Origin of the sequence: Haloarcula sp. KBTZ06, from assembly GCF_048595605.1 — an archaeon.
GTDB classification, from domain to species: Archaea; Halobacteriota; Halobacteria; order Halobacteriales; family Haloarculaceae; genus Haloarcula; species Haloarcula hispanica.
Genome location: NZ_CP184337.1, coordinates 68,509 through 80,750, shown reverse-complemented (window position 1 = coordinate 80,750; position 12,242 = coordinate 68,509). Strand labels below are relative to the sequence as shown.

General features: G+C 65.2%; 10 protein-coding genes. 5 read left to right on the top strand and 5 right to left on the bottom strand.

From position 1 onward, the window contains the following. Positions 1 to 226: 226 nt before the first annotated feature. The 3 genes from ACNO8S_RS00445 to ACNO8S_RS00435 all read right to left on the bottom strand — a co-directional run bounded on the left by ACNO8S_RS00445 (position 227) and on the right by ACNO8S_RS00435 (position 4,000). Complete coding sequence (locus ACNO8S_RS00445) at positions 227 to 1,876, bottom strand: tryptophan--tRNA ligase (protein WP_420182317.1); 1,650 nt, start codon at positions 1,874 to 1,876, stop codon at positions 227 to 229. A 130-nt stretch (positions 1,877 to 2,006) separates the two neighbouring features. Next, positions 2,007 to 3,014 (bottom strand): tRNA-intron lyase, encoded by a 1,008-nt coding sequence (gene endA / locus ACNO8S_RS00440; protein WP_420182316.1) that lies wholly within the window; start codon positions 3,012 to 3,014, stop codon positions 2,007 to 2,009. A gap of 263 nt (positions 3,015 to 3,277) precedes the next feature. Next, positions 3,278 to 4,000, bottom strand: coding sequence for a topoisomerase DNA-binding C4 zinc finger domain-containing protein (locus ACNO8S_RS00435; protein ID WP_420182315.1), 723 nt, complete (start codon positions 3,998 to 4,000; stop codon positions 3,278 to 3,280). A gap of 117 nt (positions 4,001 to 4,117) precedes the next feature. Between ACNO8S_RS00435 and ACNO8S_RS00430 the strand changes: the two genes are divergently transcribed. After that, positions 4,118 to 4,774, top strand: a complete 657-nt coding sequence (locus ACNO8S_RS00430; RefSeq protein WP_014039234.1) for an HAD family hydrolase — start codon at positions 4,118 to 4,120, stop codon at positions 4,772 to 4,774. A 270-nt stretch (positions 4,775 to 5,044) separates the two neighbouring features. Here ACNO8S_RS00430 and ACNO8S_RS00425 read toward each other — a convergent pair whose 3' ends face one another. Further along, positions 5,045 to 5,284, bottom strand: a complete 240-nt coding sequence (locus ACNO8S_RS00425) for a hypothetical protein (protein ID WP_225306736.1) — start codon at positions 5,282 to 5,284, stop codon at positions 5,045 to 5,047. Between the two features lie 205 nt (positions 5,285 to 5,489). Next, a complete protein-coding gene (locus ACNO8S_RS00420; protein WP_050037408.1) occupies positions 5,490 to 7,859 on the bottom strand; it encodes a DEAD/DEAH box helicase in 2,370 nt (789 codons plus the stop codon). A 188-nt stretch (positions 7,860 to 8,047) separates the two neighbouring features. Here ACNO8S_RS00420 and ACNO8S_RS00415 point away from each other — a divergent pair, with 188 nt between their 5' ends. The 4 genes from ACNO8S_RS00415 (at position 8,048) to ACNO8S_RS00400 (ending at position 12,240) form a co-directional block, all read left to right on the top strand. Continuing rightward, positions 8,048 to 8,881: a class I SAM-dependent methyltransferase gene (locus ACNO8S_RS00415; protein ID WP_420182314.1), complete on the top strand. Its 834-nt coding sequence runs from the start codon at positions 8,048 to 8,050 to the stop codon at positions 8,879 to 8,881. Between the two features lie 155 nt (positions 8,882 to 9,036). Further along, a complete protein-coding gene (gene lipA, locus ACNO8S_RS00410) occupies positions 9,037 to 9,966 on the top strand; it encodes a lipoyl synthase (RefSeq protein WP_420182313.1) in 930 nt (309 codons plus the stop codon). Positions 9,967 to 10,138: 172 nt separating this feature from the next. Further along, the gene (gene pdhA / locus ACNO8S_RS00405; protein WP_420182312.1) at positions 10,139 to 11,245 is read left to right on the top strand and encodes a pyruvate dehydrogenase (acetyl-transferring) E1 component subunit alpha; all 1,107 of its coding nucleotides are present in this window, start codon (positions 10,139 to 10,141) and stop codon (positions 11,243 to 11,245) included. Beyond that, positions 11,242 to 12,240, top strand: coding sequence for an alpha-ketoacid dehydrogenase subunit beta (locus tag ACNO8S_RS00400; RefSeq protein WP_064287048.1), 999 nt, complete (start codon positions 11,242 to 11,244; stop codon positions 12,238 to 12,240). The genes pdhA and ACNO8S_RS00400 overlap by 4 nt, the downstream gene beginning before the upstream one ends. The last annotated feature ends 2 nt before the right edge of the window (positions 12,241 to 12,242 follow it).

The following is a 12,242-nucleotide window of genomic DNA, read 5'->3' as shown; positions in this document are numbered from 1 at the left end:
GGTTCTCACTTCCTGTTCGCGGTTTCGTCTGACCTCGCCTCTCGACGCCGTCAGAGTCCACACACGATCAGGCAGCGAAGAAGAAGCCGAACCCCGGACTGTCGAGTGGCTGACGAGCGACGCCTGGGTGGGATTCGGGTGCCATATCTGAGCGATTGTGATTAGCGCCTAAAAGCGTTGCGCGTGTACTCGTCTCGACACGAGACGGGGTGTCTCGGCTCGGTTCTCAGTCCGCGCTCGTCGGCGCGCGGTCGGAGTCGAGGTCGATATCAAGTTCGTCGAGCTTGTCCTCCCACTCTTCGCGTTTCTCCTGGTGGTCTTCGAGGAACTCGGCCATCAGTTCGGCGGCCTGCTCCTTGCAGCCGCCACAGAGCCGTTCGCCGCCAACACACTCGTCGTAGACCTCTTTGGCGAACTCGTCGTCGTCGCCCGAGAGCAGGTAGGCGTACAGCTCGTACACCGGGCACTCGTCGGCCTTCCCGCCCTTCTCGCGCTGTTCCTCGGCTGTGGAGCGACCACCGGTGGTGGCCGATTTCACTTTGTCGTAGCCGTCCTCCGGGTCATCCAGCAGCGAGATGTGCGAGGCCGGAATCGACGAGGACATCTTGCCGCCGGTGAGGCCGGTCATGAACCGGTGGTAGATGGACGAGGGCGGCTGGAACCCGTAGCCGCCGTTGTCGAGTTCGACCTGGCGAGCCAGCTCCTCAGCCTCGGCGTGGTCCAGGTCGAACGTGTCGATGTGCTCGTCGTACACCCGTTTCTCCCCGTCGATGGCTTCGATGAGCGCCTCGAAGGCCGCGTCGGTGGCGTTGCGGTCGAGGAACCGGATTCGCGGTCGGAGCGGTTCCTTTCCGGCCTCGTCGAGTTTCGCGACGACGGACTCGCGGGCGTCGGCGGGCGCTGGCTGATGGTCGCGCAGCCAGTCGGCAGCCTCGCCACACCGTGGTCGGTCGGCGTCCTCGGCGTACTCCTCGCGGGCGTCGTAGGCCTGGCGGAGCAGTGTCCGCTCAACCCCGCCGGCTTCGAAACTGGCGAACGCCTCCGTCACGCCGAAGTACCGCATCCGCGCGGCGAGGTCTCGGGCCAGCCGCATGTGCGGGTCCTGGTCCGGGCCGACGGGGATGACCGTCGGCTTGGGCTCGTCCAGTTGCGGGTAGAGGATGTCCGCCATCTGGGTGACGACCGACTGCATGTGGGAGATGTCAGTCTCGCCGTCGAAGTCGTAGATGGCCTGCAGTTCCGAGAAGTTCGCCTCTGCGCCGAGTTCGAACGCGAGGTCCTGCACCTCGCGGTTGTCCGACTGGCGATACAGCGTCCCCTCGTCGGGGTCGAATCCGAGCGCGAGCAGCGAGAGGACGTAGTCCGTCGCGTGCTCGTCGATTTCATCCCACGAGAGCCCGCGGGCGCTGTGGGCTTCGAGGTCCGCGATAAGCGCGTGAGCGTCCCCGCCCTGCTGTTGATGCCAGATGATCTCGTCGAAGACCAGCTTGTGGCCGATGTGGGGGTCGCCGGTCGGCATGAACCCCGATAGCGCGGCGAAGGGATCGTCGTTGCGCATCGCCTCGGCGACCGGCCGGTAGTCCCGGTGGCCGAAGATGACGCCCCGCCGCATCAGGTAGTGGGGATTGGGAACTTCGGGGAGCACCTCGTCGAACTCCTCGATGCCGAACTGCTCGAACAGTTTGCGGTAGTCGGCGATAGTCGAGGAGCCCCAGGGGTCGAGCGTCGCCTCGTCGGCCCCTTCGGCTTCAGTGCCGCCGTCCGGTAGCACCGACTCGCCGCCGGAGCGGGCGTCGGACTCCCGCCACTCTCCGCCCGACTGGCGGCGGTCCTCGTCGGGCGATGCGTCGTCGTGGTGGGAATCGTCTGTCGTCATGGATGTGCTCGGCTCGCGGTGAGCCACGTTACAGGTGCTTTGGTCCCGGTCGGCGCAAAAAGGGTTCGTTTCGGTGCGCTGTCCGGACCGGCAGCGGAGCTTTACTCCAGCACCGCTGCACTCGACCGGCTCAGGGGGTCAATCGCTCGACGGCCACCCACTCGATATCCGCGTCACCGCCGTTTGCGGTGAGCGCGAACACCATCGTCTTCCGGACGCCGTGGGCGAGCCGTACGTCCAGCGCGAGGTCCCGCGGTTCGAAGCGGTGGTCGGCCGGCAGTACCCGGACGAGTAGCTCCGAGTGACCGAGGTTCTCGGCGCTCTCGACATTAGCGTAGGTCCGGAAGTCCGCGCCGAATTTGAAGCCGGTCTTCGGCGCGACGCCGCTGGCTCGCAGGGCCGCGTAGACGGCCAACCGGCGGTCGAAGCGGTCGCCCTCGACCTCGCGGCCCCGCTCGACGACAGCGTCGGCCCCCCCGTCGACCGTGAGCAGTCCCTCCTCTGCGAGATACGCGGCTTCCACGAGCGAGAGCTGAACCGCGTCGTCGTCGAGCCGCTGCCCGTAGAATGCCTGATCGTACAGCTCCGCCGGCGGTTCCCAGCACACCACCCGCTCGGCGAGCAGTTCGCCTTCCGTCGTCGGGACGGCGGCGTCGCTGGTCCCTGCAACGTCGCGCCGGTCGGTGTCGAGATACGTGACCTCGCTCTCCTCGTCGACAACCGCCAGCACGCAGTCGCCGAGGTCGGCGGCGGCAACCGTGTCGCGCTCGCCGACGACCCGGACCCGGTAGGCCACTTCGTTGTCCCACGGCCCCTTTCCCCGCGGGTAGACCACGAAGTCCGCGCCCGCGGCGTCGTCGACCCATCCTTCGCGGGCGGGCGTGAGGTAAAAACCGCGGTCCCGCAGGTCTTTGTAGACGGCGAAATCGACCTCTGAGACGGCCGCAGACCCCAGAAAGGCCCGGAAGTCCATCCCGTCGATGCTCTCGATATCTCCGCGGTAGAGGAGGTGTGCGGCCTCCACCGGGGCTAGGTCGATGTCGCCGCTACGGACCTGGCCGTAGCCCCGCGAGTCGTAGAACCGCTCGCGCGCCTCGTAGCCGGCCCGCACGACATCACCGTCGAGCGTCAGTTCCATGCCCTGACGTGGCTCCCGCGGCGACAAAGCCCCTGCGGGTCCGGTCTGTTTTCACAGTCGTGGACACAAAGGGCCAGAAAGCCCCGAGACGCTGGAGTCGGGGGCCGGTCTGCGCTCCTCGCTTCGCTGCGGTGCTTGAACCAGCTGCCTTCCTCCAGCGTCTCGCCCCTTTCATTCCCACCCAGTGTCGGTTGGGTAATACTGGCTAAGTAGACTTTCAGGAGGTTCAGAACTGTACCCCCAGCAAACACAGGCTTGAAACCTCACCCCAGTTCCGAACAGGTGCTGTCCAGACACCGCGTTCCCCCGGCAGTTTCGAACAGCGGCAAGCCACAGTCACAGTCGCCGACGACGACGCCGGACGGCATCGAGAAGCCGGTGTCACAATCGGGGTAGTGCTCACAGCCGGCGAGCAGGCCGCCGCGGCGGAGCACCAACAGGTCACCGTCGCAGTTGGGACAGTCCCACTCGCGGTCGAAGGCCGCGGTGACAGCGTCGTCCAGCGAGTCACAATCCCGGTCAAGGCACAGTTCGAACGCCCGCCCGCGTTCCACCCGAAGCGTGGGGAGTCCGCAGTCGTCACAGCGGCCGCCGGTGACCGCGGCATCGCTCGGAATTCCGTAGGCGGCGTCACAGCCAGTACAGGTGACATCGCTTCGGGTGCGGACCAGCGTTCCGGCGCAGTCGGGGCAGTCACGCACCGGGACACCAGCGTTCGAGGCCGGATAGCGGGCACTGCCGTGTTCCTCGTGAGGGACCACCCGGAGGAGTTCGTCGCCGTCGCGGGCGGTCACCGCCCCGTCGTCGATGGTGACGCTTTCGGCGCGCGTGAGCCACGCGATCGGCTGATACCCTTCAGCATCATGAACGAGGACGGTATTGTCCGGCTTGACGACGACGAGCACGTCGCCGCGCTGCTCCCGCTCGCGCGTTCCCTCGAAAACGGTCGTACATTCGCCAGCTATCACACGGGTTCCGTCGTGCATGGGCCAACCTGGCCGGGTTCCGGTACTTAAACCCTCAGTCGGCGACAGGGCCCCGTCGAACGGTCACCGCTGCCGGAGTCGGAACAGCCAAAGCCGTCGCCGAGCGACAGGGGGGCAATGAGCGAACCACCGGCTGCAGTCTGTTTCGATATGGACGGCGTGCTCGTCCAATCCGAAGAGCACTGGGTCCGTGCCCAGCGCGAGGACATTCTTCCGACGGCCGCACCGAACGACGACATCCCTGTCGCCGCCATTACCGGTCGGAACTACCGGGAAGTGTATCCGGACCTCGATGCCGAGTACGACCTCGAAATCAGCCGCGAGGTATTCGAGAGTCTGTTCGAGAAACACGGCGAGCGGATTTACGGCGAAGAGGCGACCGTCCTCGACGGGGCACACGAGCTACTGGACGACCTGCGGGACGCTGGCGTGGCGCTGGCGCTGACGACCTCCGCGCCGTGGGCCTGGATCGACGTGGCCGACGAGCGCTTCGACCTCCTCTCGAAGTTCGACGTCGCCATCAGTGCCGGCGACATCGACGGCCCCGGCAAACCGGAACCGGACATCTACGAGCGAGGCGCGGCAGAACTCGGCGTCGCGCCCGAGGACTGCTGGGCCGTCGAAGACTCCACCGCGGGCGCACGCGCCGCCGTCGCCGCCGGGATGACGACCGTCGGATTCCGGGGCGACGGCGATGAGACGGACCTGTCGATGGTCCACGAGATCGCGGACGACGCCGCGACACTGCACGAGGTGCTGTTAGGCGGTGTATAACAGCCGAGTATAGTCTGTTTGCAGGGGCGGAGAGAGGGCAGACTCATACTCCGGCTGTAACTATTTCAAGAGATTCGCCACCCCGAAGTGGCGATATTCGTCACAGACGTACAGCCGGCAGTATCAGAAGCGGTGGGTAATAGCGATCCGATACAGAACTGGGCCGGAGACCGGGAAGCGATACTGTTCGGGTATTAGTACGGTGTACAGAGATGCGAGCGTCACGAAACAGCGTGAAATGCCGGCGTGGAGGGGAAAGACCCGGCCAGGTCAGGCGGGGTCACCGTATCCTCGGCCTGCCAGCAGGCCGAAGACGTTGAGGGCAACGACACCCACGAAGATGAGGAAGCTCTGACTGTCCAGCCCGCCCAGCAACAGCGGCGGATATGCCAGCGGCGTGACGATAGCCAGCCAGAACGCGATGAATTGCAAGGGACGAGTGAGTGACCGGAGGATGAGGCTACTGGGGGCGGCTTCCATCGGGGAACGGAAGGGCGATGCACTGGACATTGTGGGCTTCCTCACTTCTTCGTAAGAACCCATACCCCCATATAAACGCCAGACCCTTGGGGATAATTCGTGCTCTTTTCGGAATGTTAACCGGATTTCAGCACCTTTCAACGATATTTCACGGAGCGCTGTAACGCTTTTAGATTGCTTTATAAATTTTATCGAGCTATCTGATCGAGTTTCAGAGAGACAGTCGAAACGTCGATTACCGGACCAGCACGGATCGGGTTTCGGTAATCGTCGGGAGCGGTAGCGCGGGGAACGCGACTTCGACGGTGAACGTGAGTTCGTCCGCGTCCGCGCCGAAGACGGCAACCGGAAGCGTGGCCTCGCCGAGATACGACGGCTTGGCGGTCATCTCGCGCCCGTTAACCGTCACTCGCAGGCCCGCGCGGGCGCTGCCGCCGGTGTTCCTGACCGTCACCTCCCGCATGTCGTTGTCGCCGGGCGCGATTGTCCCGGGGAAATCGCCCCAGTCGATACTGATGACGGGGAGTTCCCGCGCGTTCGCGAGCACCTGTTCGGCGACGCCGTCCGAGAGTCCGGCACGGACGAGGCCGTCCTCGCCGGCTTCGACCACGTCGGCGGGTGACGTGAGCCCCGCAGCGGCGAGTTTACCAGCACGGCCGCTGCCGACGCCGTCGATAGCGGTCAATCCTACCGCATCAGCGCTGATACCGTGTTCGACTCTGGCTTCGACCCGGCAGGCCAGGTTCGCGTAGCGGGCCGGCCCCAGCGTGTCGACGAACTCCCGCATCGCCGCGAGCAGGCGAAGGGCGTTCTGGCGGATGACCCACGCGTCGCTTTTGAGTTCCGTGGGCGTCGTCCCGGTCATGCCCGAGCGGAGGATGGCAAGCACCTTCCGCTGGCCGGCGTCGAGACTGTCGTCGACACTGTCTCCCAGCACCGCGTGGACAGCGTCCTCCTCGTCGGAGCGGGCGCTGACGCTGTCGAACTCCGTCGCGCCGGCCACCGCGGTCAGCAGGTCGTCCGCGTCAACGGAGACAGCGGAGTCCGGGTCGGCGGCGTCCTGACACCGTTCGGCGACGTCCGCGAACCGGCGCGCGGTCGAGAGCCGGAGGTAGAACTTCGAGGCTAGCTGCCCGAGCCGCGTCGGTTCGACGTTGAGACCGTCCTGTTCGACGAAACCCTCGTCGACGAGTGCGGAAAGCGTGTCACTGACCCGGTTTCGGAGATCGCTGCCGGCGTCATACTCGTTGGGGGCCGACTGCGAGCGAGCATAGTAAAAAGTCGTGGAGAGCCAGTCCATCACGTCGTCCACGTCGTCGATGGTCCCGAGCGCGATTTCGGCGTTCAGGTGGGCGTCGAGTTCCGCCGCGAGCCGTGACTCGATCTCCTTGCCGTCCCGGAGCAGGCGGCGGTACTTGTCGGCGTCCGAGCGGTCACAGACGACCCAGGCGTAGCCCATGTCGTCGTAGCCGGGCCGACCCGCGCGGCCGAGCATCTGGAGCACGTCGAGCGGGCTCATGTCGACCTCGCCTTCAAGCGGGTCGTGGAGCTTCGTGTCCCGGATGACGACACAGCGGGCGGGGAGGTTCACGCCCCACGCGAGCGTCGAGGTCGAGAAGAGGAGCTGAATCTTCCCTTCCTTAAACCACTGCTCGACTTTGTTCTTGTCCTCGCGCGCGAGGCCGGCGTGGTGAAAGCCTACGCCGTCGAGCACGGACTGGCGGAGCGTGTCGTTCGAGAGGTCGGCGGCGTCGTTGTGGAAATCGTAGTCCCCGCGTGCACCCATCGGGATATCTCGCTCGACAATTTCGTCGCGGGCCTTCTTCGCGGCCTGGACCGTGTCCTGGCGCGAGGAGACGAACACGAGCGCCTGACCCTCCTCCCGGATGTGTGGCTCGGCGAGGTCCAGCGCCCGGTAGAGCCGCCGGTACTTGTCGGCAAAGGCGTTCTCGCCGTGGGAGTAGGTCTTCACGTCAGCGTTCAGCGGCACGGGTCGGTACTTCTCGCCGAAAGCAAAGGTCGTCTCGTCGGGGGCATCAAGCCAGTCGGCCACGTCGTCGATGTTCGGCATCGTCGCCGACAGCGCCACGACCCGCGGGTCACAGAGCCGGCGGAGCCGCGAGACGGTGACTTCGAGCACCGCCCCCCGCCGGTCCGAATCGAGCAGATGGACCTCGTCGATGACACAGCAGTCCACGTCAGTGATGAAAGAGTAGCGGCTGGTCTCGTGTTTCCGGGTGGCCGAGTCGGCCTTCTCCGGTGTCATCACGAGGATGTCGGCCCGCTCGGCGCGGCGGGGGTTCAGGTCCCGCTCGCCGGTGACGACGTAGACGGAGTAGCCCAGGTCCTCGAAGCGCTCCCATTCGCTCTCCTTCTCGTTGGTGAGCGCGCGTAGCGGCGCGAGAAACAGCGCGGTCCCGTCCTCGGCGAGCGTCTTGCAGATGGCCAGTTCCGCCAGCGCGGTCTTCCCGCTGGCCGTCGGCGCGCTGACGACGACGTTGTCGTCGCGGTTCAGCAGGGCCGGCAGGGCCGCCGACTGCATCCGGTTGAACTCCTCGAACGGGAAGGCGTCGGCAAACTCGGGGAGCACCTCCGCGACCGCCACAGTCGGCTCGCTGTCGGTTCTGGATGACACGTCACAGTCGCGGTTCCGCGACGGCAAAGGCGTTTCTATGGGGGAGCGAACGTGTGTGAAAAGCGGATGCATTCTCTGGCTTCGCTGTGCAGTTCATCGGTGTGAGTGTCCAGCACACCTGGCAAAAAATTAACTCAGCTGGCTGATAGTGCGCAGGTGTGCCTATCAGTGACCCCGAGGACTATTACGACGAGAACGACGAGAGCGAGTGGGACCGCCTGACAGCCACGCTACACGGGCAGTTGGAGTGGTCGGGGACCGTTGCACAGCTCGAAGCGAACCTCCCCGACACGGGACACGTTCTCGACGTGGGCGGCGGTGCTGGCCGGTACGCCGTCTGGCTGGCCGAACAGGGATACGATGTCACGCTTGTCGACCCCAGCAAGGGCCAGCGAGCTATCGCACAGGAGAAAATCGCCGAGCACGGGTACGAAGAGCGGGTGGCCGTCGAGGCGGGCGACGTGCGCGACCTCGGGTTCGAACGGGACGTATTCGACGCGACGCTGTGTCTGGGTGGGCCGCTTTCGCATATACTCGACGCTGACGAACGGGCAGCCGCCGTACGGGAGGTCCGTCGGGTAACAAAAGCCGGGAGTCCGGTGTTCGCCTCCGTCATGGGGCGGCTCAATTGGCTGGTACTCTCACTGGTCGGCGAGTCGGAACACCTCGTCCATGCGGCCGAACTCGCCGAGACGGGCGATTACGACCGCCCGTTCGTGGCGCAACTCGGGCACGACGCGGCGTTCACCGAGACCCATTTTTTCCGCGCCGATGAGTTCGAGGCGCTGTTAGAGGCGGGCGGAGTAACCGTCGAGACGCTGGTCGGGCTGGAAGGGCTGGCGTCAGTACTCGCCGCCGCCCCGCTCCGGGGGACCGCTGACGAGCTGTCAGCGCACCAGCGGGCCGGTGTGCGAGCGCTCGTCGACGAACTCCGGACGGACCGAACTGTCGTGGATATGTCCGCACATATGCTTGCTGTCTGCCGTGCCTGAGGTGGGCACGCGGGCAGTAGCGTTGATGTCCCTGAGTGCGCAGGTGGCGGTCGGTTCGGCTGAGCCGCCTGACCGCCCGACTGGCCTTCAACAAGGGATGTGACAGAGGACATGACCCCCGCACGTTTTTGACCGACCCAACCTAACTGCCGGTAATGAGTCGTTCGCGCAAGCCTGACTGGCTGAAGATGCGGCCACCGTCGGGCGAGCGGTTCACCGATATCAAGCAGACGCTCCGGGACCGCAACCTCAACACGGTCTGTGAAGAGGCCAACTGCCCCAACCTCGGAGAGTGCTGGAGTGGGCGCGACGGACCGGGGACGGCGACGTTCATGCTAATGGGCGACCGCTGTTCGCGGGGCTGTAACTTCTGTGATGTCGAAACCGGTGGGATGGACCCGTTAGACCCCGACGAGCCACAACAGGTGGCCGACGCCGTCGCGGAGATCGGGCTGGACTACGTGGTGCTGACCAGCGTCGACCGCGACGACCTGCCCGATCAGGGCGCGGGCCACTTCGCCGAGACGATCCGGGCCATCAAAGAGCGTGACCCGTCAATCCTCGTCGAGTGTCTCATCCCCGATTTCCAGGGCGAGCCGGAGCTCGTACGAAAGATCATCGACGCCGGCCCGGATGTCATCGCCCACAACATCGAGACAGTCGACCGGCTCCAGTGGCCAGTCCGGGACCGCCGGGCGGGCTACGAGCAGTCCCTCTCGGTGCTTCGGCAGGTCGACCGCGAGAGCGACTGCTACAGCAAGACCAGCCTGATGCTGGGCGTCGGCGAGTACGCCCACGAGGTGTACCAGACGCTGTCGGACCTCCGGCAGGCCGGCGTCGACGTGGTCACCTTCGGCCAGTACCTCCAGCCCTCCCGCTCGCATCTGGAGGTCTCGGAGTACGTCCATCCGGACGCCTTCGACACCTGGCAGCGGGTCGCCGAGGAGGAATTCGACTTCCTGTACTGCGCCTCGGGACCGATGGTTCGGTCGTCATACCGGGCCGGCGAACTGTTCGTCGAGAGCGTCCTGCGTGAGGGCCAGAGTGCAGACGAGGCGCGGGCGAAAGTGCGCGCTGACAACTGATACATCGGAGTTATCACTAATAAATTGGGCAGAATTTAAACCGGCTCAGAATGTCTTAGGCACCCATATTCCCAGTAATACCTACGTCGGAGATGTTTTTCAGCCCCGCGAAAGCTCTAAAGGTAGTGCGAGTGAACAGTCGTCGTATGCCACTTCGACGGAGGCGGTTTCTATGAGTGTCCTCCAGCGCGACCCAGCGGACAGGGTACAGATTCTCGATGAAGACGGGACAGTGGTCGACGGCGCAACGGTGCCGGACCTCTCGGACGACGAACTGGTGGAGATGTACCGGTATCTCAAACTTGGCCGGCACTTCGACCAGCGGGCAGTGAGTTTGCAACGGCAGGGCCGGATGGGGACTTACCCCCCAATGTCGGGACAGGAGGCCTCGCAGGTCGGCAGCGCCTTCGCGCTGCGAGACGGCGACTGGGCGTTCCCGAGCTACCGGGAACATCTCGCAATGTACGTCAAGGGATGGCCACTGTCGGACGACCTGTTGTACTGGATGGGGTCGGAGTCGGGTAATTCGCCGCCGGAAGACGTTCAGGCGTTCTCGTTTGCGGTCCCAATCGCGACGCAGATCCCGCACGCGACCGGGGCCGCGTGGGCATCGAAACTCAAGGGCGATGACACCGCTGCCCTCGTGTACTTCGGTGACGGTGCGACCTCCGAGGGCGACTTTCACGAAGGCCTGAACTTCGCTGGCGTGTTCGATGTGCCAGCGGTGTTTTTCTGTAACAACAACCAGTGGGCGATTTCGGTGCCACGGGAGCGCCAGTCGGCCAGCGAGACGCTCGCCCAGAAGGCCAACGCCTACGGCTTCGACGGCGTCCAGGTCGACGGGATGGACCCGCTGGCGGTGTATCAGGTGACCCGCGAGGCCGTCGACAAGGCGCACGACCCACCAGAGGGTGAACTCCGCCCGACGATGATCGAGGCAGTGCAGTACCGCTTCGGCGCGCACACGACCGCCGACGACCCGTCGGTGTACCGCGACGACAGCGAGGTCGAGCACTGGAAGCAGAAAGACCCGATTCCGCGGATGGAGGCGTTCCTCCGGGACCGGGGCCTGCTCGACGACGAGCGGGTCGACGCCATCGACGAATCGATTCAGGAGGAGGTGGCCACAGCTATCGACGAGGCAGAGGCGACCGAGCGACCGGAACCGGAGGAGATGTTCGCGGACGTGTACGCGGAGATGCCACAGCGACTCGAACAGCAACTGGACTACCTCGAAGACCTGCGCGAGCGACACGGTGACGAGGTGCTACTGGAATGAGTACACAGAACGCAGACACACAGAGTTTGACGCTCGTACAGGCCGTCCGTGACGGCCTCTACGGCGAGATGGAACGGAACGAAGACGTGGTCGTGATGGGGGAAGACGTCGGGAAGAACGGCGGCGTCTTCCGAGCGACGCAGGGGCTCCACGAGGAGTTCGGTGACGAGCGGGTCATCGACACGCCGCTCGCGGAGGCCGGCATCGTCGGGACGGCTATCGGCATGGCCGCCTACGGGCTCCGGCCGGTGCCGGAGATGCAGTTCTCCGGGTTCATGTACCCCGCGTTCGACCAGATTGTCAGTCACGCCGCCCGACTACGGAACAGGAGCCGCGGCCGATACAATTGCCCGCTCACCGTTCGCGCGCCCTACGGCGGCGGCATCCGCGCGCCGGAACACCACTCCGAATCCAAGGAGGCGTTCTACGTCCACGAGGCGGGGCTGAAAGTCGTCGTCCCGTCGACGCCGAAGGAGACGAAGGGGCTACTGACGGCGGCCATCCGGGACCCGGACCCCGTCATCTTCCTCGAACCGAAGCTCATCTACCGGTCGTTCCGCGAGGAGGTCCCCGACGACCCCTACACGGTCGAACTGGGCGAGGCGAAGGTCCGTCGTGAGGGGAGCGACGTGTCCGTGTTCACATGGGGTGCGATGACCCGGCCGACGGTCGAAGCCGCCGAGGAACTGGCCGAGGAGGGCATCGACGCCGAAGTGATCGACCTGCGAACGCTGTCGCCGATGGACACTGACGCCATCGTCGAGTCGTTCAAGAAGACCGGGCGAGCGACTGTCGTCCACGAAGCCCCCAAAACCGGCGGGCTGGCCGGCGAAATCATCGCCACCATTCAGGAGGAAGTCCTGCTGTATCAGGAGGCCCCCGTTACGCGGGTGACCGGCTTCGACGTGCCCTACCCGCTGTACGCCTTAGAGGACTACTACCTCCCCGAACCCGCCCGCATCAAAGACGGTATCAGAGAGGCAGTGGAGTTCTGACG

Coding starts and splice junctions, on each gene's coding strand:
- ACNO8S_RS00445 (WP_420182317.1), bottom strand. CDS start 1,876: ATGACGACAGACGATTCCCACCACGACGACGCATCGCCCGACGAGGAC.
- endA (WP_420182316.1), bottom strand. CDS start 3,014: ATGGAACTGACGCTCGACGGTGATGTCGTGCGGGCCGGCTACGAGGCG.
- ACNO8S_RS00435 (WP_420182315.1), bottom strand. CDS start 4,000: ATGCACGACGGAACCCGTGTGATAGCTGGCGAATGTACGACCGTTTTC.
- ACNO8S_RS00430 (WP_014039234.1), top strand. CDS start 4,118: ATGAGCGAACCACCGGCTGCAGTCTGTTTCGATATGGACGGCGTGCTC.
- ACNO8S_RS00425 (WP_225306736.1), bottom strand. CDS start 5,284: ATGTCCAGTGCATCGCCCTTCCGTTCCCCGATGGAAGCCGCCCCCAGT.
- lipA (WP_420182313.1), top strand. CDS start 9,037: ATGAGTCGTTCGCGCAAGCCTGACTGGCTGAAGATGCGGCCACCGTCG.
- pdhA (WP_420182312.1), top strand. CDS start 10,139: ATGAGTGTCCTCCAGCGCGACCCAGCGGACAGGGTACAGATTCTCGAT.
- ACNO8S_RS00400 (WP_064287048.1), top strand. CDS start 11,242: ATGAGTACACAGAACGCAGACACACAGAGTTTGACGCTCGTACAGGCC.